This is a genomic window from Pseudomonas sp. HY7a-MNA-CIBAN-0227, from assembly GCF_040310325.1.
Lineage (GTDB): Bacteria > Pseudomonadota > Gammaproteobacteria > Pseudomonadales > Pseudomonadaceae > Aquipseudomonas.
Genome location: NZ_JBEOPT010000005.1, coordinates 157,879 through 181,434 on the forward strand (window position 1 = coordinate 157,879; position 23,556 = coordinate 181,434).

The 23,556-nt window shown below is 61.5% G+C and carries 22 protein-coding genes; 14 read left to right on the plus strand and 8 right to left on the minus strand.

The annotated features are described in order from the left end of the window. Positions 1–23: 23 nt before the first annotated feature. The gene (locus tag AAEZ06_RS10700; RefSeq protein WP_149412207.1) at positions 24–659 is read right to left on the minus strand and encodes a C40 family peptidase; all 636 of its coding nucleotides are present in this window, start codon (positions 657–659) and stop codon (positions 24–26) included. A 251-nt stretch (positions 660–910) separates the two neighbouring features. Here AAEZ06_RS10700 and AAEZ06_RS10705 point away from each other — a divergent pair, with 251 nt between their 5' ends. Next, positions 911–1,339, plus strand: a complete 429-nt coding sequence (locus AAEZ06_RS10705) for a TM2 domain-containing protein (RefSeq protein ID WP_149412206.1) — start codon at positions 911–913, stop codon at positions 1,337–1,339. Positions 1,340–1,461: 122 nt separating this feature from the next. Here the strand turns inward: AAEZ06_RS10705 and AAEZ06_RS10710 are convergent, their stop codons facing one another. The 7 genes from AAEZ06_RS10710 to gshB all read right to left on the minus strand — a co-directional run bounded on the left by AAEZ06_RS10710 (position 1,462) and on the right by gshB (position 7,352). Beyond that, a complete protein-coding gene (locus AAEZ06_RS10710; protein WP_149412205.1) occupies positions 1,462–2,733 on the minus strand; it encodes a dihydroorotase in 1,272 nt (423 codons plus the stop codon). Beyond that, positions 2,730–3,734 (minus strand): aspartate carbamoyltransferase catalytic subunit, encoded by a 1,005-nt coding sequence (locus tag AAEZ06_RS10715; RefSeq protein WP_149412204.1) that lies wholly within the window; start codon positions 3,732–3,734, stop codon positions 2,730–2,732. The genes AAEZ06_RS10710 and AAEZ06_RS10715 overlap by 4 nt, the downstream gene beginning before the upstream one ends. Positions 3,735–3,758: 24 nt before the next feature. Beyond that, a complete protein-coding gene (gene pyrR, locus AAEZ06_RS10720; protein WP_149412203.1) occupies positions 3,759–4,265 on the minus strand; it encodes a bifunctional pyr operon transcriptional regulator/uracil phosphoribosyltransferase PyrR in 507 nt (168 codons plus the stop codon). An 82-nt stretch (positions 4,266–4,347) separates the two neighbouring features. Further along, entirely contained in the window at positions 4,348–4,785 is a 438-nt protein-coding gene (gene ruvX, locus AAEZ06_RS10725; protein WP_133102430.1) for a Holliday junction resolvase RuvX, read from the minus strand. Then, positions 4,785–5,354: a YqgE/AlgH family protein gene (locus tag AAEZ06_RS10730; protein ID WP_350614211.1), complete on the minus strand. Its 570-nt coding sequence runs from the start codon at positions 5,352–5,354 to the stop codon at positions 4,785–4,787. The genes ruvX and AAEZ06_RS10730 overlap by 1 nt, the downstream gene beginning before the upstream one ends. 67 nt (positions 5,355–5,421) lie before the next feature. Continuing rightward, positions 5,422–6,321, minus strand: coding sequence for an energy transducer TonB (locus AAEZ06_RS10735; protein WP_149412201.1), 900 nt, complete (start codon positions 6,319–6,321; stop codon positions 5,422–5,424). Positions 6,322–6,398: 77 nt separating this feature from the next. Then, positions 6,399–7,352 carry a glutathione synthase gene (gene gshB / locus AAEZ06_RS10740; protein WP_149412200.1) on the minus strand — a complete coding sequence of 318 codons (954 nt, stop codon included), beginning with the start codon at positions 7,350–7,352 and terminating at the stop codon, positions 6,399–6,401. 238 nt (positions 7,353–7,590) lie between these two features. Here gshB and pilG point away from each other — a divergent pair, with 238 nt between their 5' ends. The 13 genes from pilG (at position 7,591) to mdcH (ending at position 23,534) form a co-directional block, all read left to right on the plus strand. After that, entirely contained in the window at positions 7,591–7,998 is a 408-nt protein-coding gene (pilG, locus tag AAEZ06_RS10745; protein ID WP_149412199.1) for a twitching motility response regulator PilG, read from the plus strand. 46 nt (positions 7,999–8,044) lie between these two features. Continuing rightward, positions 8,045–8,410, plus strand: a complete 366-nt coding sequence (gene pilH, locus AAEZ06_RS10750; RefSeq protein WP_149412198.1) for a twitching motility response regulator PilH — start codon at positions 8,045–8,047, stop codon at positions 8,408–8,410. 12 nt (positions 8,411–8,422) lie between these two features. After that, the gene (locus AAEZ06_RS10755; RefSeq protein ID WP_149412197.1) at positions 8,423–8,962 is read left to right on the plus strand and encodes a chemotaxis protein CheW; all 540 of its coding nucleotides are present in this window, start codon (positions 8,423–8,425) and stop codon (positions 8,960–8,962) included. Next, positions 8,959–11,013: a methyl-accepting chemotaxis protein gene (locus tag AAEZ06_RS10760; RefSeq protein ID WP_350614215.1), complete on the plus strand. Its 2,055-nt coding sequence runs from the start codon at positions 8,959–8,961 to the stop codon at positions 11,011–11,013. The genes AAEZ06_RS10755 and AAEZ06_RS10760 overlap by 4 nt, the downstream gene beginning before the upstream one ends. A 42-nt stretch (positions 11,014–11,055) precedes the next feature. Next, positions 11,056–16,905, plus strand: a complete 5,850-nt coding sequence (locus AAEZ06_RS10765; protein WP_350614217.1) for an Hpt domain-containing protein — start codon at positions 11,056–11,058, stop codon at positions 16,903–16,905. After that, the gene (locus AAEZ06_RS10770) at positions 16,898–17,353 is read left to right on the plus strand and encodes a chemotaxis protein CheW (RefSeq protein ID WP_149412194.1); all 456 of its coding nucleotides are present in this window, start codon (positions 16,898–16,900) and stop codon (positions 17,351–17,353) included. Before AAEZ06_RS10765 ends, AAEZ06_RS10770 begins: the two co-directional genes overlap by 8 nt. Positions 17,354–17,591: 238 nt before the next feature. Then, positions 17,592–19,262 (plus strand): malonate decarboxylase subunit alpha, encoded by a 1,671-nt coding sequence (gene mdcA / locus AAEZ06_RS10775; RefSeq protein WP_350614219.1) that lies wholly within the window; start codon positions 17,592–17,594, stop codon positions 19,260–19,262. Beyond that, positions 19,263–20,120, plus strand: a complete 858-nt coding sequence (locus AAEZ06_RS10780; RefSeq protein WP_350614221.1) for a triphosphoribosyl-dephospho-CoA synthase — start codon at positions 19,263–19,265, stop codon at positions 20,118–20,120. It abuts the gene before it with no gap. After that, positions 20,120–20,419 (plus strand): malonate decarboxylase subunit delta, encoded by a 300-nt coding sequence (locus tag AAEZ06_RS10785; RefSeq protein ID WP_350614223.1) that lies wholly within the window; start codon positions 20,120–20,122, stop codon positions 20,417–20,419. Before AAEZ06_RS10780 ends, AAEZ06_RS10785 begins: the two co-directional genes overlap by 1 nt. Then, positions 20,412–21,254, plus strand: a complete 843-nt coding sequence (locus AAEZ06_RS10790) for a biotin-independent malonate decarboxylase subunit beta (RefSeq protein WP_350614225.1) — start codon at positions 20,412–20,414, stop codon at positions 21,252–21,254. The genes AAEZ06_RS10785 and AAEZ06_RS10790 overlap by 8 nt, the downstream gene beginning before the upstream one ends. Further along, positions 21,251–22,027, plus strand: a complete 777-nt coding sequence (gene mdcE, locus AAEZ06_RS10795; RefSeq protein WP_350614227.1) for a biotin-independent malonate decarboxylase subunit gamma — start codon at positions 21,251–21,253, stop codon at positions 22,025–22,027. The genes AAEZ06_RS10790 and mdcE overlap by 4 nt, the downstream gene beginning before the upstream one ends. Positions 22,028–22,032: 5 nt before the next feature. Next, the gene (locus tag AAEZ06_RS10800) at positions 22,033–22,632 is read left to right on the plus strand and encodes a malonate decarboxylase holo-ACP synthase (RefSeq protein ID WP_350614401.1); all 600 of its coding nucleotides are present in this window, start codon (positions 22,033–22,035) and stop codon (positions 22,630–22,632) included. Beyond that, positions 22,629–23,534 carry a malonate decarboxylase subunit epsilon gene (gene mdcH / locus AAEZ06_RS10805; RefSeq protein ID WP_350614229.1) on the plus strand — a complete coding sequence of 302 codons (906 nt, stop codon included), beginning with the start codon at positions 22,629–22,631 and terminating at the stop codon, positions 23,532–23,534. The genes AAEZ06_RS10800 and mdcH overlap by 4 nt, the downstream gene beginning before the upstream one ends. Positions 23,535–23,556 lie beyond the last annotated feature (22 nt).

Genomic DNA, 23,556 nt, shown 5'->3' on the forward strand with positions numbered 1-23,556 from the left:
AGCTTGCTCCTACAGTAAGCCGATCAGCGCTGCACAATCCGCAGATTGTTTTGTTCTTTAGGCAGCACGCGCTTGGCAATCACGTAGTTCTTGTCCCAGAACGGTTTTTTCAGCGTGTCGATGCTGACCGACTTGCCACGGCGTGGTGCGTGGATGAAGCGGTCGTTGCCCAGGTAGATGGCAACATGATTGACCTGGCGGCTCTTGAGCTTGAAGAACAGCAGGTCGCCCGGTTTCAGGTCCTTGCGATCAACCTTTTGCCCGTGGCCGTTGGCCATGGCATTGGAGGTGCGCGGCAAATCAACCGCGGCAACATCATTAAATGCATATTTCACCAAGCCGCTGCAGTCGAACCCTTTACTTGGGCTGCTGCCGCCCCAACGATAAGGAGTGCCGAGCACGTTGACGGCGCGGCTCAAGACGGTACTGCTTTGCTTGGTATTGACCGCTATCAGGCCGGGTGTTGCTTTACCGTGGGCCTTGCTCAGTTGAGTCGGGCGCTTGACGGTCAGCTTTACCGATTTGGCGGAGCTGGTAGTGGCATGAACTTTAGGGGTGAAACCGTTAACGTTCGGAAGTCGTTGCTCACGATTGGTGGCGTGGGCGGCCAGTGGCATTAATAGGCAAATGGTTAGCCATGTCTTGAAAAATGGTCGCATTAGGCAAGGCTCTATATGGGTTTGCGCGCAACTTTATAACAGCTTTTTGTGTCGTTCTCAGGCCGTCTGTCGACTGAACCTTGGGGTCAAACTCAGGAAAAGCGCGACGAACTGCCGCAATTGTCCTACACAAGTCAGGTGGTACAGGGCTTTGAGGGAAGCGACGATACCATTTGCCATACGTCGGGTGCCTGTAAAAAAGTCACAAAGAAACCAGAAATATTTATCTATCGAGACAAAAGAGGTCATTTATGAACACCTATCGACAGGATGTTTCGCAGCAAGACACCCACAGCAAGGTGATCGGTTACCTGCTCTGGATTTTGGGCTTTACGGGTGCTCACCGTTTCTATTACGGCAAACCGGTGACCGGCACGATCTGGTTTTTCACCTTGGGCCTGTTGGGGATTGGCTGGTTGATCGACCTGTTCCTGATTCCGGCCATGGACCGGGAAGCGGACCTGCGTTTTACCGCTGGCCCCATTGAATATAATGTCGCCTGGATCTTGTTGGCGTTCCTCGGGGTGTTTGGTTTGCACAGGATGTATCAGGGCAAATGGCTTACCGGTCTCCTTTATCTGCTGACCGGTGGTTTGTTCCTGATTGGCGTGCTGTATGACTTCTGGACGCTGAATACGCAGATTTCGATTCGCAATGCCGAGCGGCTTGGCGGTCGATAACAGCTACAGCGGTTTCTGTCTTCAAAATATGTAGATACGTATGGTGCGATAGCAGTGTGTCAGTCGATATTTTGGGTATCTGACACTCCGCTATCGCGCTCCCACATTGACCGAGTAGGTCATCAAGCCTGGTAGCTGATCCGCCCATCCATGAAGGTGTACCGCACATTCGCCGGCAAACTGTGACCGATGAACGGGCAGTTTTCGCCTTTGGACAGCCAGTGCTCCCCGGCAACCGTGGAGCTGGCCGGATCAAACAGCACCAGATCCGCCGCCGAACCCACTTCCAGCTTACCCGCCGGCAGGCGCAACGCTTGCGCAGGGCCTGAGCTCAAGCGCGCCAACAGCGTTGGCAAGTCCAGCAAGCCATCCTCCACCAACGTCATCGCCAACGGCAGCAGCAATTCAACACTGCTGATCCCAGGCTCTGTCGCGCCGAACGGCGCCATCTTGGCATCCCGCTCGTGAGGCTGGTGATGGCTGGAAATCGCCGAAATCACCCCGGATTTTACCGCCGCCCGCAAACCATCACGATCAGCACGAGTGCGCAGTGGCGGCTGTACGTGGTACAGGCTGGAAAAGTCGATCAGTGCTTCATCCGTCAAAATCAGCTGATACAGCGCCACATCCGCCGTCACCGGCAAACCGCGAGTTTGTGCCTGGGCGATCAGTGCCACGCCCCGTGCACTGGTCAACTGGCTGAAGTGCGCCCGCACGCCGCTTTGTTCCACCAGCAGCAGGTCCCGGGCCAAGGCCACGGTTTCTGCGGTTTCCGGGATGCCCGCCAGGCCGAGGAAGCTGGCGGTGGGGCCTTCGTGGGCCAGGCCGCCTTCGGCCAGGTCGCGGTCTTGGGAGTGGAAAATCACCGTCAGGTCGAAGGTGGCTGCATATTCCAGGGCGCGGCACAGGGTGCGGGTGCTGCGAAAGCTCTCCAGGCCATTGCCGAAGGCCACGCAACCGGCGTCGCGCAGGGCGATCAGCTCGGCCAGCCGTTCGCCGTCTAGGCCTTTGCTCAGGGCGCCGATGGGGAAGACCTTGCAGTTGCCGGCTTCGCGGGCGCGATCGAGGATCAGCTCGGTCACGGCCGAGGTGTCCAGCACCGGCTTGGTGTGCGGCGGGCAGCACAGGCTGGTGACGCCACCGGCGGCGGCTGCGCGGGTTTCACTGGCGATGCTGCCTTTGCGGCTGTAACCCGGCTCGCGCAGGGCGACACTCAGATCCACCAACCCAGGTGCGGCGACCAAGCCTTTGGCGTCGATGGTCTCGACGGCGCTGAAGTCGGTGGGTGCGGCGCCGATGGCAATGATCTTGCCGGCTTCCAGGTGTAAATCGCTGACTTGATCCAGGCCACTGGCGGGATCGATGACGCGGGCGCCGAGGATGCTGATCTTCACTGGGCGTTCTCCTGCTCGAATTGACGTTGTGCGGTTTGCCCGCTCATGGCCATGGACAATACCGCCATGCGTACGGCGATGCCGTAGGTGACCTGGTTGAGAATCACCGACTGCGGCCCGTCGGCCACTGCCGACTCAATCTCCACACCACGGTTGATCGGGCCAGGGTGCATGACAATGGCATCCGGTTTGGCGCCGGCCAGGCGCGCGCTGGTCAGGCCGAACAGGCGATAGAACTCACCTTCGCTGGGCAGCAGGCCGCCGGACATGCGTTCGCGTTGCAGGCGCAGCATGATCACCACATCGACGTCTTTCAGGCCTTCGACCATATCGGTGTAGACCTTAACGCCATATTGCTCGATGCCAATGGGCAGCAGGGTTTTTGGCGCGATCACCCTGATATCCGGGCAGCCAAGGGTTTTCAGGGCCAGCATGTTCGAGCGCGCTACCCGCGAGTGCAGGATGTCGCCGACGATGGCCACCGAGAGATTTTCGAAGCCGCCCTTGTGTCGACGGATGGTCAGCATGTCGAGCATGCCCTGGGTTGGGTGGGCGTGACGGCCATCGCCGCCGTTGATGATCGCCACCTGCGGGCACACGTGTTCCGCGATGAAGTGCGCCGCGCCCGAGTCACCGTGACGCACGACGAACATGTCGGCGGCCATGGCTTCGAGATTGCGCAGGGTGTCGAGCAGGGTTTCGCCCTTGCTTGCCGACGATGTGGAGATGTTCAGCGTGATGACATCCGCCGACAAGCGCTGGGCCGCCAGTTCAAAGGTGGTGCGGGTGCGGGTGGAATTCTCGAAGAACACGTTGCATAGGGTCTTGCCCCGCAGCAGCGGGACCTTTTTCACTGCCCGGCCGCCGACTTCAAGGAACGAGTCGGCGGTGTCGAGGATTTCGGTGAGCAGTTTGCGGGGCAAACCGTCGAGGGACAAAAAGTGGCGCAGCTGGCCCTGAGCATTGAGCTGCAGCGGGCGCTTGGTATCTGGAGGCGTCATCGCGGGGACTCTTTACAAGGAGGGTTAAAGGGCAAGCTCTTGCAGTTCGAGTTTGAGCGGCGCAGGGCCGGACAATTTCACCCGTTGCTGAGCGCCCAGCGACAGGGTGGCGCCGACCACGTCCGGGCTGATGGGCAGCTCGCCGGCGTCCAGGTCCAGTAGGCAGACCAGGGTCACGCTGGCCGGGCGGCCGTAGTCGAACAGTTCGTTAAGGGCGGCGCGGATGGTGCGGCCGCTCATCAGCACATCATCGATCAGCACCAGGTGCTGGCCTTCGATCTCGAAGGGCAGGGCCGAAGGGCGCACTTGCGGGTGCAGGCCGTTCTGGCTGAAGTCGTCGCGATAGAAGGACACGTCCAGGGTGCCAAGGGGGGAGTCGCTGCCCAACTCTTCCAGCAACGCCTGGGCCACCCAGATGCCGCCGGTGCGAATGCCGATAAAGCGCGGCTCGCGGATGGCGCGGTGTTCCAAGTGTGCCGTAAGGCTTGACGCCATTTGGCGGATCAGTTCGGCGGGATTGGGCAGGCTCATGGTGGCTCCTTCAAGGCCTTGCACGGCAAGGTGTCGGCAAGGTCCGGGCTCAAATGTAAGAAGACGCGGCAAGCCGCGTCAGTCAGGATTCAAATAAAGCGGTATTTTCGTCCAGCCAGCCTTGCAGCAGCAGGGCGGCCGCAATGGCGTCCACCGGGTTGTCGCGGTAGCTGCCTTTTTGCCCGCCACGGGCCAGGCGTTCGCCCTTGGCTTCGAAGGTGGTCAGGCGTTCGTCGTGGGTATAGAAGGGCAGGTTGTAGCGGCCATTGAGGCGCCGGGCGAATTTTTCGGCCCGCAGGCACATGTCGCTCGGGGTGCCGTCCATGTTCAGCGGCAAGCCCACCACCACGGCGTCGGGTTTCCATTCCTTGATCAGGGCTTCGACCTGGTTCCAGTCAGGTATGCCGTTCTGGGCTTTCAAGGTACACAGCTCGCGGGCCTGGCCGGTGATTACCTGGCCGACGGCGACGCCGATCTGTTTGGTGCCGTAGTCAAAACCGAGGATAAGACGCAGGGCCATCAGGCGTGCCCCGCCTGGCTGGTCAATAGGCTGAGATTGACGCCCAGCCTTGCCGCCGCGGCTTCAAGGCGCAGTTCGCTGGCGGTATTGAACAGAATGTCAGCATCGAACGGGCAGGTCAGCCAGGCGTTGTTGGCCAGTTCGTCTTCCAGTTGCCCTGCGTCCCAGCCGGCGTAACCCAGAGTAATCAGGCTCTGCGGCGGCCCGACGCCGTCGGCGATGGCGAGCAGCACGTCCAGGGAGGTGGACAGGGACAGCCCGTCGAGATCCACAGTGGCCTGGAATTTGGGACCCGTAGGGTGCAGCACGAACCCCCGGTCAGTTTGCACCGGCCCGCCGATGTAGATCGGCACGCCCTGGCTGTTGGCTGGCGGCTCAATGTCCGGGCGCAACTGCTCAAGGATGTCGGCCAGGCTCAGGTGCTGTGGGCGATTGACCACCAGCCCCATGGCACCATTGGCCGTGTGCTCGACGATATAGGTCAAGGTCTGCGCAAAGTTCGGGTCGGCCATATGGGGCATGGCGATCAGGAATTGGTGCTTGAGGTAGGTCGGGCTGACATTTTTCATGTTCGCTAGTGTGGCGTTGGAGGGGCGAACTGACAAGCTGAGGATGTGTAGGAAATCAGCATGGCAGTCAATTGCTGGACAACCGATCACCCTTGGCAAAGCGCCAGGTGCGGATGATTTCCAGTCGATCAATGTCCGCGAGGTCTCCGGTAAAGGGGGCAAACGGTGCTGCCAGACGGACAATCCGTTGCGCCGCCTGGTCCAGCATCGGCTGGCCGGACGACTCCAACACCAGCACTTCATATAAAGAGCCGTCGCGATTGATCGACACCAGCAGGCGCAAATTGCCGTAGATCTGCTGGCGCCTGGCTTCGTCCGGGTAGTTCAGGTTGCCGATGCGCTCGACCTTCTTGCGCCATTCGTCCTTATACCAGGCGCCTTTATCGCGCATGGTCGAGGCGGCGTTCAGGCGATAAATACGTGGGCGCTTGGCGTACAACTGCTGCTCGGCGGCCAATTCTGCTTCCAGGCTGGAGATTTCGCTGGAGAGTTGGGAGCTGTCGAAGGTTGGAGCTGGTTTGCTGGGAGCCGGCTCGGTCTTCACCGTTTCGCGCTGGGTCACGGCTTTTTGCGGTTTAGGAGCGACGGTGGCAACGGCGGCCTTCGGCGCGGCCTGCTTGACCTCAGGCTTGGGGGCCGGCGGTGGAGTGACCTTATTGACCTTGTTGTCCTGGAACGGCGCGACTTCGGTGGTCTTGGGCACCGCCTTCTTGTCCAGGGTGCCGCTGCCTTGCTGATTGTCCTGGGCGAGGAAGTCAGCCTTTTCCGGCTTCTTTTCGCTTTTGAAGGTGGCGAGGGTGATTTCCAGGGTTTTGCTGATCTGCTTGGGTTCGGCGAAGGTGAAGCCCAGGCCGAGGATCAGGGCTAAATGAATCAACGCCGCCAGAAACAGGGTAAATCCGAGCCGATCAGCCGGGCGCACGCCACTGCGGGAGAGTTCGGGGGGCAGTTCGGGGGGGAGCGTCATAACAGGAAAACCAACATCGCGCATTTCACAGGTGGGGCATGATAACGCAATGTCGGTTTGTGTCTGGCTGTTCTATGTCACTTGGTTTTTAGCTTTTGGTCGATAGCCGCCATCAGCATTTCACCGATATTGGTGCCAAAGGCATTGTCGATTTCACGAATGCAGGTCGGGCTGGTGACGTTGATTTCCGTGAGGTTCTCGCCAATCACGTCAAGGCCAACAAACAGCAGGCCTTTTTCGCGCAGGGTCGGGCCGACTTGGGCGGCAATCCAGCGATCCTTGTCCGTCAAAGGACGGGCTTCACCGCGACCGCCGGCGGCCAGGTTGCCACGGGTCTCACCCGCTGCCGGAATCCGCGCCAGGCAATAGTCCACCGGTTCACCGTCGATCATCAGGATGCGCTTGTCGCCGTCCTTGATCGCCGGGATATAGGCCTGGGCCATGATCTGCTGGCTGCCCAGCGCGGTCAGGGTTTCCAGGATCACTGACAGGTTCGGGTCGCCGGCTCGATGCCGGAAGATCGAGGTGCCGCCCATACCGTCCAGGGGTTTAAGGATCACATCGCCGTGCTTGGCGGCAAACTCACGCAGTACATCGGCGCGACGGCTGACTACGGTGGGCGGCGTGCACTGCGGGAACAGCGTGGCGAACAGCTTTTCGTTGCAGTCGCGCAGGCTCTGGGGCTTGTTGACGATCAGCACACCGGCACGTTCGGCCTGCTCCAGCAGGTAGGTGGAGTAGACGAACTCCATGTCGAACGGCGGGTCCTTGCGCATCAGGATCACGTCCAGGTCGCTCAGGGGGCTGTCAATTTCGGCGTCCAGTTCGAACCACTTCTCAGGGTTGGCAAACACCTGCAGCGGGCGCATCCGTGCCCGAGCTTCCCCTTGGGCCTGATAAAGATCACGCTGTTCCATATAGAACAGGGTCCAGCCGCGGGCCTGGGCGGCCAGCAGCATGGCCAGCGAGCTATCCTTTTTATAGGAGATGCTGGCGATAGGGTCCATGACAATGCCGACGCGAACGCTCATGGGGGGTTTCCTCTAGCAAATAAGGGCGCATAAAAGTGGCGTCAGAGTGGCGCTGCGGCTGTTGCGGGTCAAGGAAAAACCACCTTGCCGGTCGGCTGATAGATTGCCTCCCCAGTCTGTGCTAAAAAGGCTGCCATGGCGTGTTGGCCCTTGAACCGCAAGGGTTTTGGCGCTCGTCCCTTGCAACATCAGGCAGTGCACACCGAAACCGATTTGCTGTGGCGAGGGTAGAGCAGATATGGAACAGCATTCCAACGCCTTGAAAGTGATGGTGATCGACGATTCGAAGACGATTCGCCGCACCGCTGAAACACTGTTGAAGAACGTAGGGTGCGAAGTCATCACGGCCATCGACGGTTTCGATGCCTTGGCCAAGATCGTTGATCATCACCCGCACATTATCTTTGTCGACATCATGATGCCGCGCCTGGATGGCTATCAGACCTGCGCGTTGGTCAAGAATCACCCGTCGTTCAAGGCGATACCGGTGATCATGCTGTCTTCCAAGGACGGTCTGTTCGACAAGGCCAAGGGACGCATCGTCGGCTCTGATCAGTTTTTGACCAAGCCTTTCAGCAAGGAAGAACTGCTGAGCGCGATCAAGGCGTATGTGCCGGGTTTCGCTGCAGTAGAACAAGCACATTGACGCAGGCCCATATGGGCTTGCATCGACCAATGTAGTGGGGAAAACCATGGCACGTATTCTGATCGTCGACGATTCGCCGACTGAAATGTACAAACTGACCGGCATGCTGGAGAAGCACGGTCACGAGGTCCTCAAGGCCGTAAACGGTGGTGATGGCGTAGCGCTTGCCCGCCAGGAAAAGCCAGATGCGGTGCTGATGGATATCGTCATGCCGGGTCTCAACGGCTTCCAGGCGACGCGCCAGTTGACCAAGGACCCGGAAACCGGCCATATCCCGGTGATCATCATTACCACCAAGGATCAGGAAACTGACAAGGTCTGGGGCACACGCCAAGGCGCCAAGGATTACCTGACCAAGCCGGTGGATGAAGAGACCCTGATCGCCACCCTGAACAAAGTGTTGGTCGGCTGACGGCACGCTCCCATGACCGAGTCGCAAACCGCCTTCGAGCTGCTGCTGGACATCGACCGCCGCTGCCGCCTGTTGGCCGCCGATCTGCCGTCCCAGGAAACCCGGCTGCACAGCTGGAGCGGGATCGGTTTTCGATTGGGTGATCACTGGTACGTGGCGCCCATGGGCGAAGTCGCCGAAGTGCTGCACGAGCCGCGCTGCACCTTGATGCCGGGGGTCAAGCCTTGGGTCAAGGGCGTGGCCAACCTGCGCGGGCGCCTGTTGCCGGTCATTGACCTGTGCGGGTTCTTCGGTCACGGGTTGTCTGCGCGGCGCAAACAGAGGCGGGTATTGGTGATCGAGCACGAAGATATCTTTGTCGGCCTGCTGGTAGATGAGGTAGTCGGCTTGCAGCATTTTGCCCAGGACCTGCTGGAACGCGCCGAGCTGTCGATGGATGAAGCGGCCAGTGCGCCGTTTATCCAAGGCCAGTTCAGCAGCGACCAGCTGTGGCAGGTCTTCAGCCCCTTCGCCCTGGCCCAGGCACCAGGCTTCATGGATGTCGCCGCATGACCACCGTCACTCCCGCCAAACCCCAGGAAGCCTCCCGTAGCCGTTCGCAGATCATTGTGCTGTTTATCGCACTGATCATTTTCATCATGCTGCTGTTCGCCAACTTCGCCTACCTCAATACCCAGTCCACCTACGACAAGCAGTACATCGGCCATGCCGGCGAGTTGCGGGTGCTGTCCCAGCGTATCGGTAAGAACGCCACCGAAGCCGCAGCCGGCAAGGGCGCCGCGTTCAAGCTGCTGAGCGAGGCGCGCAACGATTTTGCCCTGCGCTGGGGTTACCTCAAAAAGGGTGACCCGGCCACCGGCTTGCCTGCTGCACCCAGTGCTGTACGCGGCGAGATGCGTGCGGTGCAGCATGACTGGGAAGCGCTGCTGAAGAACACCGACGCGATCCTGGCCAGCGAACAGACGGTGCTGTCCTTGCATCAGGTGGCCGCGACCCTGGCTGAAACCGTGCCGCAATTGCAGCTGGAGTCGGAAAAGGTCGTGGAGATTCTCCTGCAACGCGGCGCGCCAGCCAGCCAGGTGGCCGTGGCCCAGCGGCAATCGTTGCTGGCCGAGCGAATCCTGGGAGCGGTCAACACCGTGCTCGCCGGCGATGAAACCGCCATCAAGGCCGCCGATGCCTTTGGCCGCGATGCCAACCGTTTTGGCCTGGTACTCAACGGCATGCTCCAGGGCAACGCCGGCCTGAAGATCACCGAAGTGCAAGACCCCGATGCCCGTGCCCGCCTGGCAGAAATTGCGGAGCTGTTCGAATTCGTCTCAGGCTCTGTGGATGAAATCCTCGAGACCTCGCCGCAACTGTTTCAGGTCCGCGCCTCGGCGAGCAATATTTTCAGCCTGTCGCAAACCCTGCTCGATGAAGCCTCGCACCTGGCTACCGGTTTTGAAAACCTGGCGGACGGTCGCACCTTCGACACCATCGGCGGTTACGTGCTGGGTTTGCTGGCGCTGGCCTCAATCATCCTGATCGGCTTGGTGATGGTGCGCGAGACCAATCGCCAACTGCGCGAAACCGCCGAAAAGAACGAGCGCAACCAGAACGCGATCATGCGCTTGCTGGACGAAATCGAAGACCTGGCCGACGGCGACCTCACCGTCACGGCCTCGGTGACCGAAGACTTTACCGGCACCATCGCTGACTCCATCAACTATTCCGTAGATCAACTGCGCGACCTGGTGGCAACTATCAACCTCACCGCCGGCCAGGTCGCCGGCGCGGTGCAGGACACCCAGGCCACCGCCATGCACCTGGCCCAAGCCTCGGAGCACCAGGCCCAGCAGATCGCCGAAGCTTCCACGGCGATCAATCAGATGGCCCAGTCCATTGATCAAGTATCGGCCAACGCCGCCGAATCCTCGGCCGTGGCAGAGCGCTCGGTGGAAATCGCCAACAAGGGCAACGAGGTGGTGCACAACACCATCCATGGCATGGACAACATCCGCGAACAGATCCAGGACACCGCCAAGCGCATCAAGCGCCTGGGGGAATCGTCCCAGGAAATTGGCGACATCGTCAGCCTGATCGACGACATCGCCGAGCAGACCAACATCCTCGCCCTCAACGCCGCGATCCAGGCCAGCATGGCCGGTGATGCCGGGCGCGGTTTCGCGGTGGTGGCCGACGAAGTACAGCGTCTGGCGGAGCGTTCTTCGGCCGCTACCCGACAGATCGAAACCTTGGTGCGGGCGATTCAGACCGACACCAACGAAGCGGTTATTTCCATGGAGCAAACCACCACCGAAGTGGTGCGCGGTGCCCGGTTGGCCCAGGACGCTGGGGTAGCGCTGGAAGAGATCGAAGGCGTGTCGAAAACCCTCGCCGCGCTGATCCAGAGCATTTCCAATGCGGCGCAACAGCAGACCTCGTCGGCGGGGCAGATATCCCTGACCATGAACGTGATCCAGCAGATCACCAGCCAGACCTCGTCGGGCTCTACGGCCACGGCCGAAAGCATCGGCAACCTGGCGAAAATGGCCAGTCAGTTGCGGCGCTCGGTGTCGGGGTTCACCTTGCCGCCGGCTCGGCAGGTGGATGAAGATTGATGCCAGCGACACTGCAATTCATGAATTCTGACGGGAGTCGTTATGGTTGACCGGCACGACTACGTAGCCCTCGAATGGGTCAAGGGCGAAATTGCCGAAACCCTGAAGCAGGCCCGTTCGGCGCTGGACGCCTTTGTCGACGATTCGAGCCGCGAGGCGATTTCGGGCTGCCTTGAGTGCATTCACCAGGTCCATGGCAGTTTGCTGATGGTCGAATTCTACGGCGCGGCCCTGCTCGCCGAAGAAATGGAGCACCTGGCGCTGGCGTTGCAGGCTAAACGCGTCAGCCAACGCGATGAAGGCATCCGCTTGTTGCAACAGGCCCTGGGGCAATTGCCGCTGTATCTGGATCGAGTGCACAGCGCCCGTCGCGACCTGCCGCTGGTGGTGTTGCCGCTGCTCAATGATCTGCGCAGCGTGCGCGGCGAAAGCCTATTGTCGGAAACCAGCCTGTTCAGCCCACAACTGCTGGTGATTGCGCCGCTGCCCGATGATGCTCTGGCCCAGCGCACGCCAGAGGATTTTCCCGAGCTGCTGCGCCAGTGGCGGCAAATGCTGCAACAGGCCTTGGCGGGTTTGTTGCGCGAAGACCACGGCCCCAGCAACCTGGAAGACATGGCGCGGGTCTTCGCCCGGCTCGAAGCCCTGTGCCACGGCGCGCCGTTGCTGCCCTTGTGGCAAGTGACCTCGGCGCTGGCCGAAGGCATGCTCACCGGCGTCATCGCCAACAGTCCGGCCCTGCGCAGTTTGCTCAAGGCCTGTGACAAGGAACTCAAGCGACTGCTGGCCCAGGGCATCGCCGGGATCAACACGGCGGCGCCCGATGAATTGCTCAAGAGCTTGCTGTTCTACATCGCCAAAGTCACCCGTCCGACGCCGCGCATGCAAAGCCTGAAAGAACGCTATGGCCTGGACGAAGCGCTGCCTGACAGTGCCGTGGTGGACGCCGAGCGCGCGCGCCTGGCGGGACCCGACCGCGATGCCATGGGCTCGGTGCTCGGCGCCCTGTGCGAAGAGCTGGTACGGGTTAAGGAACGTCTGGATTTGTTCGTGCGCAGCGACCGCCAACACACCTCTAATCTCGACAGCCTGCTGTCGCCCCTGCGCCAGATTGCCGACACCCTGGCGGTGCTGGGCTTCGGTCAGCCGCGCAAAGTGATCATCGACCAACTGGCCGTGGTGCAAGGCCTGGCTCAGGGGCAGCGTGAGCCTAACGATGCGGTGTTGATGGATGTCGCCGGCGCCTTGCTCTACGTCGAAGCAACATTGGCCGGCATGGTGGGCACCGTCGAACCGGAAAGGCGCGAAGAAAGTCGCCTGCCGACCACCGACCTGACCCAGATCCACCAGCTTGTCATCAAGGAGTCGTGCCAGTGCCTGAAACAGGCCAAGGAGCTAATTGTTGACTGTCTCGAAGCTGGTTGGGACAAGCAGCGCCTGGAGTCCCTGCCAGAGCTGCTGACCCAGGTGCGCGGCGCCCTGGCGATGATCCCGCTGCCGCGCGCGGCGAGCCTGATGCGCGGCTGCAATGATTACGCCCAAGAGCAATTGATGGTCAACGAAAGCGCGCCTTCAGAGGCGCAGCTCGACCATTTTGCTGATGTGCTCACCAGCCTGGAGTACTACCTGGAGCGAATGCTCCAGGACCATGACGCCCCCGGCGAGCGGGTGCTTGAAGTTGCCGCCAAGGGTCTGACGGTGCTTGGCTATGCGCCGGCCGAGACCCAACTGCCGTGGCGCCAGGAACTGCCCGCGCCCAACGATCCGCCACAGGTGCAGTCCTTGGCCGAGGTACTGGCCAACCCAACTTCGCGCCTTAACCCTCCGGCGCTGCAGCGTCCCGGTAGCTTGCTGCCACCGCCTGCCGGGGAAGAACCGGTGGATGATGAGTTGCGCGAGGTCTTTCTCGAAGAAACGGGGGAAGTGCTTGAGGTGCTACATCGCTATGTGCCAAATGGTACGGCGAGCCTGGAAGACAAGGCCGTCTTGAGCGAAATGCGCCGTGCCTTCCACACCTTGAAAGGCAGTGGTCGCATGGTTCGTGCGCTGGTGTTGGCGGAGTTGGCCTGGGCGCTGGAAAACCTGCTCAATCGTGTGCTCGAACGCAGTGTCGCGCCGGGACCGCAGGTGCAGGCGGTCCTCAATGACGTGGTGGCACTGCTGCCGGAGTTGATCGCCGATTTCGCCGTCGATGCCCAGCGCCAAAGGGACGATGTCGACCACCTGGCGGCCCGTGCCCATGCGCTGGCCAGCGGTGTCGAGCTGCCGGGCGCGGTGCAAGAGGATGCGACGGCCTTCGACCCGCAGTTGCTGGAAATCTTCCGCAATGAAGCCCAGAGCCACCTGGACAGCCTCAACCATTTTCTGCACCAGGCCACCGAGCATGTGCCGTTGCAAGTCAGTGACGAACTGCAACGGGCGTTGCATACGCTCAAGGGCAGCGCCCATATGGCTGGCGTGTTGCCCATCGCCGAACTGGCGCGGCCACTGGATCACCTGACTCGCGAGTACAAGGCCCACCGCCTGGCGCTGGACCTGGATGAAATCGAATTGCTGCTGGAAGCCGAAGCCTTGTTCCAGCGCGGCTTACGCCAGTTGGAGGGTGATCCGCTGACACCGATCAACGGCGCCGCTTCCTTGATCGAGCGCACGCAAAATCGCCTCAACAGCCAACTGGAAGCGCTGCTCAACGCCCCCAGCACCGACCTGCGGGTCAAGCGCGATCCACACCTGATCGCCAACTTCCTGGCCCAGGGCATGGACATTTTGCTGGACGCGGAAAACCTCCTGCGTCGCTGGCAGCAACATCCCGGCGAGCGTCAGGAACTCAGTGCGCTGCTGGACGAATTGACGACGTTGGGGGAGGGCGCGCACCTGGCTGATCTGCACCCGATGGACCAGTTGTGCGAAGCCTTGCTCGACCTGTATGGCGCGGTTGAAGAGAGCAGCCTGGCGGTCAGCGAGCGATTTTTTCATGAGGCTGAGCAGGCCCACGAAGCGCTGATCAACATGCTTGACCAACTGGCCGCCGGCCAGGAAGTCAGCCCTGCGTCGGCACGGGTGCGAGCCTTGCGCGAGCTGCTGGATGAAGGCCTCGATCCATCCGCCACCGGGCTGATCAAGAGCGACGGCAGCCGCGCCCTGAGTATTTCTGAACTCGGCGCCGCGACGGCGCAGTTGGGGCAAGACTCGGCGGTGGACGACGAAATCGTCGAGATATTCCTTGAGGAAGCGGTGGATATCCTCGACAGCGCCGGGCAGTCCCTCAAGCGTTGGCTGCTGGACCCCGATAGCATGGCGCCGCTTTCGTCCTTGCAACGAGATATGTACACCCTCAAGGGCGGCGCGCGCATGGCCGACATCGGCCCCGTGGGCGACCTGGCTCTGGAGCTGGAAAACCTTTACGAAGGGCTGGTGGATCGTCGTTACAGCTACTCTGGCGACCTGGCTCAGGTGCTGATGGCCAGCCACGAGCGACTGGCGCTGCTGTTGGAGCAATTGCAACACCAGCAACCGCTGAGTGATTCCAGCGCCCTGATCAGCAATTTGCATGAGCTTCGTCAGAACACCGGGCTTGTGCCGACGCCCGTGGCGCCCGAGGTCGAGTCGGCTGGCAGTGATCCCGAGTTGCTGGAGATCTTCCTCGAAGAAGCCGCCGACATCCTCGACAGCTCCGGCGCCGCGTTGCTGCGCTGGCAGGCTGATCCACACAATCGCCAGGAAGTGGAAACCCTGCTGCGCGATCTGCACACCCTCAAGGGCGGCGCGCGCATGGTCGAGATCGGGCCCATTGGCGACCTGGCCCACGAGCTGGAGTTTCTCTACGAAGGCTTGTCGGCAGGGTTGCTGGCGCCGTCCGCGGAACTGTTCGCGCTGCTGCAAGGTTGTCACGACCGCCTGGCGCAGATGGTTGAAGCGGTGACGGCGGGCATGCCGGTGGGCTCGGTGGATCAACTGATCGAGCGGATCAGAAGCCTGATGCGTCCAGCCGAAGATCAGGTGGTGCCTGTGACGCTGCCAGCAATCAAGGCCGAGGCCGTACCGGTCAATGAGCCGGCCGCCGACATGGTGAAAATCTCCGCCGAGTTGCTGGACGACTTGGTCAACCTGGCCGGCGAAACCTCGATCTTTCGCGGGCGTATCGAGCAGCAAGTCAACGATGCACGCAGCGCCCTTCACGAGGTGGAAACCACCATCGAGCGCATGCGCGACCAGCTGCGAAGGCTGGATACCGAAACCCAGGGGCGGATTCTCAGCCGCCAGCAGGCCGAAGCCGAGCGCTTGGGTTATGAAGAATTCGATCCGCTGGAAATGGACCGTCATTCCCAGTTGCAACAATTATCCCGCGCCTTGTTCGAATCGGCTTCCGACCTGCTGGACCTCAAGGAAACCCTCGACCAGCGCAATCAGGATGCACAGAACCTGTTGCAGCAACAGGCGCGGATCAATACCGAATTGCAGGAAGGCCTGATGCGCACGCGCATGGTGCCATTTGAGCGCATGCTGCCAAGGCTCAAGCGTATCGTGCGGCAAGTGGCTGGCGAGCTGAGCAAAGACGTTGAGTTTATCGTCGGCAATGCCGAAGGTGAGATGGACCGCAACGTGCTGGAGCGCATGGTCGCACCCCTGGAACACATGCTGCGCAACGCCGTCGACCATGGCCTGGAGTCCCGTGATGCGAGGCTGTTGGCGGGCAAACCGGAAAAAGGCCGGATTACCCTGGACCTGACCCATGAGGGCGGCGACATCGTCTTCGACATGCGCGACGACGGCGCCGGTGTGCCCCTGGAGGCAGTGCGGCGCAAGGCAATCAAGCGCGGTTTGCTCGACCCTGCGCTGGAGATCAGCGACCGCGATGTCTTGCAGTTCATCCTGCAACCGGGGTTCTCTACTGCGGAAAAAATCACTCAGATTTCCGGGCGTGGCGTCGGCATGGACGTGGTACACGAAGAAGTGCGTCAGCTCGGCGGCTCCATGGTCATCGATTCCACGCCGGGGCAGGGCGTGCATTTTCGCATTCGCTTGCCGTTCACCGTGTCCGTCAACCGGGCGTTGATGGTGCAGTGCGCGGACGATCAATATGCGATCCCGCTCAACACCATCGAAGGCCTGGTGCGGGTGTTGCCCAATGAGCTGGAAGGTCATTACCAGCTCGATCCGCCTGTCTATGAATACGCCGGGCAGCGTTACGAGTTGTACTACCTGGGCGAGTTGCTGCACACCGTCGCCCGGCCGAAACTACTGGGCCAGAGCCTGCCACTGCCGGTGCTGCTGGTGCAATGCAACGAGCGGCGCATCGCCGTGCAGGTGGACGCCATGGCCGGCACCCGGGAGATTGTGGTCAAGGGCCTGGGCCCACAATTCGCCGGGGTCAAGGGCTTGTCCGGTGCGACCATTCTCGGCGATGGCCGGGTGGTGCTGATCATCGACCTGCTGGCGCACATTCGCGCGCTGCAACCGGCGCAGCCATCCCTGAGGACGGACAGTCAATTGGCGGTCAACGAACCCCAGCAAAAACGCCCTCTGCTGGTGCTGGTGGTGGACGACTCGGTCACCGTGCGCAAAGTCACCAGCCGCCTGCTGGAGCGTAACGGCATGAATGTACTCACCGCCAAGGACGGCATTGACGCCATTGCCCTGCTGGAAGAGCACACTCCGGACCTGATGCTGTTGGACATCGAAATGCCGCGCATGGATGGCTTCGAAGTGGCCCTTCAGGTACGTAACGACCCACGGCTAAAAGACCTGCCGATCATCATGATCACCTCCCGCACCGGGCAGAAACACCGCGATCGCGCCATGGCCATCGGCGTCAACGACTACCTCGGCAAGCCTTACCAAGAGTCGGTGTTGCTGGAAAGCATCGCCTACTGGAGCCCCAATCATGCTTGACCACCGCGCCAGCCAACTCACCGGGTTGCTGCTGCCTTTAGCCGACCGCCATTTGCTGCTGCCCAATGTTGCGGTTGCCGAGCTGATCGACTTCCAGCGTGGTGAGCCGGCCAGCGATGCGCCGCCGTGGTATTTGCGCCAGGTTACGTGGCGGGATCGGCAGTTGCCGTTGATCAGCTTTGAGGCGGCTTGCGGTAGCGCCAGTGTCGTGGGGGAGCGAGCGCGGATCGTGGTGCTCAATACCTTGGGCGGGCGGCCGACGTTGAAGTTTATTGCGCTGGTGATTCAGGGGATTCCGCGCTCTTACAAACTCGACAGCCAGTTGAGCTATGTCGATGTACCGCTGTGTCCGCTGGAACTAGCGGCGGTGCAGGTGGGGGAGCATGTGGCAAAGGTGCCGGATTTGATGGGGTTGGAAGCGTTGTTGGTGGAGTCTGGATTAGCCTGAGCTACACATTTTTTATGGGCAATTAATTACCCCAGTGGCGAGGGAGCTTGGTCCCGTTGGACCGCGAAGCGGCCCCAAAACCTTCCCCTCGAGTCACATTTGATTTTCTTTGAATTCGAGCCCTGCGTTTACTGTAGAACCATTACTCCAGCCGTAACAATCCACCGCCGAGCTTGATTGATACCCCCCTGATTCACTCCTAAGGTACAGCCCACGACACAACCCTCGTGGAGTGACCATGACAACAACAATAACCCCCGGCTCGCGCTGGACGCGGCGGCGCGATGAGAAGCAGCGGCGGCTGGCGCTGGTAAAGTCTTTCGCCGACGGCGCCGTCCTCCCCAGCGAGCGAATCATCGAAGCCCTGGAAGCCTTAATCCTCCCCGGCGACCGCGTAGTCCTCGAAGGCAACAACCAGAAGCAGGCCGATTTTCTCTCTCGCTCCCTGGCCAAGACCGACCCGGCCAAGCTCCACGATTTGCACATGATCATGCCCAGTGTCGGCCGCTCCGAGCACCTGGACCTGTTTGAAAAGGGCATCGCCCGCAAGCTGGACTTCTCCTTCGCCGGCACCCAATCCCTGCGCATCAGCCAGTTGCTGGAAGACGGCCTGCTGGAAATCGGTGCGATTCATACCTACATCGAACTCTATGCGCGGCTGGTGGTGGATCTGATTCCCAACGTGGTCCTTGCCGCCGGCTTCATGGCCGACCGCGCCGGCAATATCTACACCGGGGCCAGTACCGAAGACACCCCGGCGCTGATCGAGCCGGCGGCCTTCAGCGATGGCATTGTCATCGTCCAGGTCAACCAGTTGGTGGATGACGTCAGCGACTTGCCCCGTGTCGACATTCCGGCAAGTTGGGTCGACTTCGTGGTGGTGGCCGACAAACCTTTCTACATCGAACCGCTGTTCACCCGTGACCCACGGCACATCAAGCCGGTGCATGTGTTGATGGCGATGATGGCGATCCGTGGCATCTATGAGAAACACAACGTCCAGTCCCTGAACCACGGCATTGGTTTCAACACCGCCGCCATCGAGTTGATCCTGCCGACCTACGGTGAATCCCTGGGCCTGAAGGGCAAGATCTGCCGTAACTGGACCCTCAACCCGCACCCAACCCTGATCCCCGCTATCGAAAGCGGCTGGGTGCAAAGTGTGCATTGCTTCGGCACCGAACTGGGCATGGAAAACTACATCGCCGCCCGCCCGGATGTGTTTTTCACCGGCCGAGATGGCTCGATGCGTTCCAACCGGATGTTCTGCCAACTGGCCGGCCAATACGCCGTGGACCTGTTTATAGGTGCCACTTTGCAAGTGGATGGCGACGGCCATTCATCTACCGTGACCCGTGGTCGCCTCGCCGGTTTTGGCGGGGCGCCGAACATGGGCCATGACCCGCGCGGTCGCCGCCACGGCACCCCAGCCTGGCTCGACATGCGCCACGATGACGCCCCCGAAGCCTTGCTCGAACGCGGCAAGAAGTTGGTGGTACAAATGGTCGAGACCTTCCAGGAGGGCGGCAAACCGACCTTCGTTGAAACGCTGGACTCGGTGGAAGTGGCGCGCAAAAGCGGCATGCCCCTGGCGCCGATCATGATTTACGGCGACGACGTGACCCACTTGCTCACCGAAGAAGGCATCGCCTACCTGTACAAGGCCCGCTCCCTGGAACAGCGCCAGGCGATGATCGCCGCGGTCGCCGGGGTGACTGCCATCGGTATGCGCCACAACCCCAAGGACACTGCGCGCATGCGGCGCGAAGGCCTGATTGCGCTGCCCGAAGACCTCGGTATCCGCCGCACCGACGCCACCCGCGAGTTGCTCGCGGCGAAAAGCGTGGCCGATTTGGTGGAGTGGTCCGGTGGTTTGTACAACCCGCCCGCCAAGTTCAGGAGCTGGTAAATGAACGCACTCAAATTGCATAAGCTGACATTGGCTGAACACTTGGCCGACCTGGCCGTAGATGCGTTGATCGATGAGGCTGACCTGTCTCCGAAACCGGCCCTGGTGGACCGCCGTGGCAATGGCGCCCACAGTGATTTGCACCTGGGCCTGATGCACGTCTCGGCGTTGTCCCTGTGGCCGGCGTTCAAGGCAATGGCTGAAGCGGCCATCGAGTTCGGCGAAGTTGGTTTACCCCTGCGCGAAGCCCTTGGGCGTATTGGCCGCGAAGGTGAACAGTCGATGCTCACCACCACACACGGAGTGAACACGCATCGCGGGGCGATCTGGGCGTTGGGGTTGTTGGTGGCCGCTGCCGCGCTGGAACCTGAATCCAGCCAAGCCAGCGAGCTGACCTTGCGCGCTGCCCGCCTGGCTTTGCTCAACGACCGCCATGCGCCCCAGCCGCTGAGCCACGGCGCCCTGGTCGCCCAACGCTACGGCGCTCGCGGTGCCCGTGAAGAAGCGCAACTGGGCTTCCCATCGCTCCTGCAACGCGGCCTGCCGCAACTGCAAAAAAGCCGCCTGCAACAGCACGGCGAACAGAACGCCCGCCTCGACGCGTTGCTGGCGATCATGACCGATCTGGTCGACACCTGCGTGCTCTACCGCGCCGGTACCGAAGGTTTAAACACCATGCAGCAAGGCGCCCAAGCCGTGCTGGATGCCGGTGGTAGCGCGAGCCTTGCAGGGCGTCGCCGCCTGCATGAACTGGATCAACAACTGCTCGCCTTGAATGCCTCCCCAGGCGGCGCCGCCGACCTGTTGGCTGCCTGCCTGTTTATCGACCGCATCGAGTCTTGCGACGGAGCGTTTTGATGGAAACCTTATTCTTTGAATTCCCCGCCGGGCAGCCCGCCAAAGGTCGTGCGCTGGTGGGTTGCGTCGGTTCCGGTGACCTGGAAGTGCTGCTGGAACCGGGCACGGTGGGTACCCTGACGATCCAGGTGCAAACCTCGGTCAATGGCGCCGAACAACGCTGGCAGCATCTGTTCGAACGGATCTTCCAGGAGCAGACGCCACCGGCCCTGAACATTGATATCCACGACTTTGGCGCCACCCCCGGGGTGGTGCGCTTGCGCCTGGAGCAAGGCTTCGAGGAGATCGATCATGAATGACTTGCTCAGCAAACACAGCTTCGTCGAACTCGGCGCCCGGCAGCGGGCCAAGGCCTTGCTCGACCAAGGCAGTTTTCGTGAACTGATCGACCCGTTCCAGCGGGTGATGTCGCCGTGGCTGGCTCGCCAGGGCGTTGTCCCGCAAGCCGACGACGGCGTGGTGATTGCCAAGGGCAGCATCGGTGGTTTGCCGGTGGTGATCGCCGCTATCGAAGGCAATTTCCAGGGTGGCAGCCTCGGTGAAGTGGGCGGGGCGAAAATCGCCGGGGCCCTGGAACTGGCTGCTGAAGACAACCGCAATGGCATTCCCACTCGCGCCGTGTTGCTGCTGGAAACCGGTGGCGTGCGTTTGCAGGAAGCCAACCTGGGGCTGGCGGCGATTGCCGATATCCACGCCGCGATTGTCGACCTGCGCCAGTACCAGCCGGTGATCGGTGTGGTGGCGGGCAGCGTTGGCTGCTTTGGCGGCATGTCCATTGCCGCAGGCTTGTGCAGTTATCTGGTGGTCACCCGAGAAGCACGGCTGGGTCTGAACGGCCCGCAAGTGATCGAACAGGAAGCTGGCCTTGAGGAATACGACTCTCGCGACCGGCCCTTTATCTGGAGCCTGACCGGTGGCGAACAGCGCTTTGCCAGCGGCCTGGCCGACCGCTATGTAGCGGACGATGTGGCGCAGATTCAACAACAAGTCACTGAGTTGTTGCAGCAAGGTTTGCCCAGTATTCAACGCAGCCGTCAGGCCGATCACTACCTTGAACGCCTCGCGCGCCTGGGCGCCGAACCGCAAATCGACCCAGCAACGGTTCGCGACCTGTATCAGGGAGAAAGGTCATGAGAGGTTTGCAGTGGTTCAATGCATTGAGCACCGGCGCCATTTCTGTAAACGGTTTGCCGAATTCGCTGAAAGTCGCCGATGGCACGCTCGGTGATCAACAGGTGCGCTTCATCGCTGTCGTCACCGACCCGCAAAACCGCTTCCCCCGTGCGCGCAATGGTGAAGTCGGTTTGCTGGAAGGCTGGGGCTTGGCCAAGGCCATCGATGAAGCTATCAACACGGGCGACAAGCGCCCGCTGATCGCCATCGTCGACGTGCCTAGCCAGGCCTACGGTCGTCGCGAAGAAGCCCTGGGCATCCATCAAGCCCTGGCCGCTGCCGCTGCCAGTTACGCTCGCGCTCGGCTGGCCGGGCATCCGGTGATTGCGCTGCTGGTGGGCAAGGCCATGTCCGGCGCGTTTCTCGCTCATGGTTACCAGGCCAACCGCTTGATCGCCCTGCGCGATCCCGGTGTGATGGTTCACGCCATGGGCAAGGCCTCGGCGGCGCGGGTGACCCTGCGCAGCGTCGAGGAGTTGGAAGCCTTGGCTGCCAGCGTTCCGCCCATGGCCTATGACATCGACAGCTTTGCCAGCCTCGGTTTGCTGTGGGAGACCTTGTCGGTCAGCCAGATCGAGCAGCCGACGGCGGACGATCTGGCTCGGGTGAGCGACTGCCTGGTGCAGGCGATCAAGGACGTGCAGGCCGGCGGTCGTAACTTGAGCGGTCGCCTGGGCGCCAGCAATCGCGCCGCTTCCGCCCATGTTCGTCAGCTGTTGCGTGAGCAGTGGTGAACGGTGTGCTGCCCCATGACTTGCTCTGGGGGATGATGCCAGAGCACCTTGCTGTCGATGCGCCGTCGTGGGTGTTGGATACGCTGAGCGCTGGGCACCCTGTGGTGGTGCGCCGTGCCATGACCGCTGTAGGTCAGGTGTCGGTGGGCGTGCGCGGGCCGTTGCGAGAACAGCGTTATGGTGCGGTCATGCCGGTGTCTGCTATTCAGCGCCGGACAAGTCCGGAGCAATTGCGCAGCGTGCAGTCGCCACGTGACTTACCGGCGTTGCAGGCGCTCGATCAACTGCGGCCATTGCTGGAACAGCTCGGGCTGGATTGGGGCGTCAGCGGCAGTGCCGGGTTTGAATTGGCCAGCAGTGTTGAAGCGCTGCATGTACGCAGTGATCTGGACCTGATTCTGCGCACGCCGCAACCCTTGGAGCGCAATGCCGCCCGTGAACTATTGGCGTTACTGGATACCGCTGTGTGCCCGGTAGACCTGCAGTTGCAAGCACCGCAAGGAGCGGTCGCCTTGCGTGAGTGGGCCGGTCCGTCGCGGCGCGTGTTGTTGAAAAGCGCCAGCGGTGCGCATCTGGTCCTTGATCCCTGGCAGGCAGTGGCATGAGCAGCCTTTTGGTGTTCCCGGGGCAGGGCGCCCAGCGTCCGGGCATGCTCCAGCATTTGCCCGCAGTGGTGCTGCAGCAGGCGAGCGACGCCTTGGGCGAAGAGGTGCGCAATCTTGATTCGGCCCAGGCGCTGTCTTCGACTCGCGCGGTCCAGCTATGCCTGTTGATCGCAGGCGTCGCCAGTGCGCGGATGCTTGAGCAAACACCGGACTACGTCGGGGGTCTGTCCATCGGCGCCTACCCGGCAGCGGTGATTGCGGGCTCCCTGGCGTTTAGCGACGCGTTGAAACTGGTCAGCCTGCGCGGTGAGTTGATGCAACAGGCTTATCCACAGGGCTATGGAATGACCGCGATCATCGGCCTGCAATTACCCGCCGTCGAAGCACTCCTCGTTCAAGTCCACAGCCCACAAACACCGGTCTACCTGGCCAATATCAACGCCGACAATCAAACCGTGATCGCCGGCAGCGATGATGCAATGAAGGCGGTCGCGGCACTGCTACGAGGCGCGGGTGTCGCCAAGCGCCTGGCCGTCAGCGTGCCGTCCCATTGCCCGCTGCTGGAAAAACCGGCCCACGCCCTGGCCGAGGCATTTACCAGCGTTACGTTGAAAGCCCCAACCATCACTTATCTGAGCAGCACCCGCGCCCGGCCGATCCGCGATATCGAACACCTGCGCGATGACCTGGCCTTCAACATGTGCCGCATCGTCGACTGGCGCGGCACCGTGCAAAGCGCCTACGAGCGCGGCGTACGCCTGCAGATCGAGTTGCCCCCGGGCGCGGTGCTCAGCGGCCTGGCGCGGCGAGTGTTTGAGCAAGGCACGGTGATCGCCTTCGAAGGTGCTCGCCTGGACACCTTGCAGGCCCTGTTGCGAGAGGAGGGCCGCCGCCACCAATAAAGCAGCACCTGAGGCTTTCGAA

What these genes read in the sequence shown, in the direction of transcription:
- AAEZ06_RS10700 (WP_149412207.1), bottom strand. Translation starts at nt 659, where the DNA reads ATGCGACCATTTTTCAAGACATGGCTAACCATTTGCCTATTAATGCCA.
- mdcA (WP_350614219.1), top strand. Translation starts at nt 17,592, where the DNA reads ATGACAACAACAATAACCCCCGGCTCGCGCTGGACGCGGCGGCGCGAT.
- AAEZ06_RS10755 (WP_149412197.1), top strand. Translation starts at nt 8,423, where the DNA reads ATGACCGAGTCGCAAACCGCCTTCGAGCTGCTGCTGGACATCGACCGC.
- AAEZ06_RS10705 (WP_149412206.1), top strand. Translation starts at nt 911, where the DNA reads ATGAACACCTATCGACAGGATGTTTCGCAGCAAGACACCCACAGCAAG.
- gshB (WP_149412200.1), bottom strand. Translation starts at nt 7,352, where the DNA reads ATGAGCGTTCGCGTCGGCATTGTCATGGACCCTATCGCCAGCATCTCC.
- AAEZ06_RS10735 (WP_149412201.1), bottom strand. Translation starts at nt 6,321, where the DNA reads ATGACGCTCCCCCCCGAACTGCCCCCCGAACTCTCCCGCAGTGGCGTG.
- AAEZ06_RS10715 (WP_149412204.1), bottom strand. Translation starts at nt 3,734, where the DNA reads ATGACGCCTCCAGATACCAAGCGCCCGCTGCAGCTCAATGCTCAGGGC.
- ruvX (WP_133102430.1), bottom strand. Translation starts at nt 4,785, where the DNA reads ATGGCCCTGCGTCTTATCCTCGGTTTTGACTACGGCACCAAACAGATC.
- AAEZ06_RS10765 (WP_350614217.1), top strand. Translation starts at nt 11,056, where the DNA reads ATGGTTGACCGGCACGACTACGTAGCCCTCGAATGGGTCAAGGGCGAA.
- mdcE (WP_350614227.1), top strand. Translation starts at nt 21,251, where the DNA reads ATGAGAGGTTTGCAGTGGTTCAATGCATTGAGCACCGGCGCCATTTCT.
- AAEZ06_RS10785 (WP_350614223.1), top strand. Translation starts at nt 20,120, where the DNA reads ATGGAAACCTTATTCTTTGAATTCCCCGCCGGGCAGCCCGCCAAAGGT.
- pilG (WP_149412199.1), top strand. Translation starts at nt 7,591, where the DNA reads ATGGAACAGCATTCCAACGCCTTGAAAGTGATGGTGATCGACGATTCG.
- AAEZ06_RS10730 (WP_350614211.1), bottom strand. Translation starts at nt 5,354, where the DNA reads ATGAAAAATGTCAGCCCGACCTACCTCAAGCACCAATTCCTGATCGCC.
- mdcH (WP_350614229.1), top strand. Translation starts at nt 22,629, where the DNA reads ATGAGCAGCCTTTTGGTGTTCCCGGGGCAGGGCGCCCAGCGTCCGGGC.
- pyrR (WP_149412203.1), bottom strand. Translation starts at nt 4,265, where the DNA reads ATGAGCCTGCCCAATCCCGCCGAACTGATCCGCCAAATGGCGTCAAGC.
- AAEZ06_RS10780 (WP_350614221.1), top strand. Translation starts at nt 19,263, where the DNA reads ATGAACGCACTCAAATTGCATAAGCTGACATTGGCTGAACACTTGGCC.
- pilH (WP_149412198.1), top strand. Translation starts at nt 8,045, where the DNA reads ATGGCACGTATTCTGATCGTCGACGATTCGCCGACTGAAATGTACAAA.
- AAEZ06_RS10760 (WP_350614215.1), top strand. Translation starts at nt 8,959, where the DNA reads ATGACCACCGTCACTCCCGCCAAACCCCAGGAAGCCTCCCGTAGCCGT.
- AAEZ06_RS10790 (WP_350614225.1), top strand. Translation starts at nt 20,412, where the DNA reads ATGAATGACTTGCTCAGCAAACACAGCTTCGTCGAACTCGGCGCCCGG.
- AAEZ06_RS10770 (WP_149412194.1), top strand. Translation starts at nt 16,898, where the DNA reads ATGCTTGACCACCGCGCCAGCCAACTCACCGGGTTGCTGCTGCCTTTA.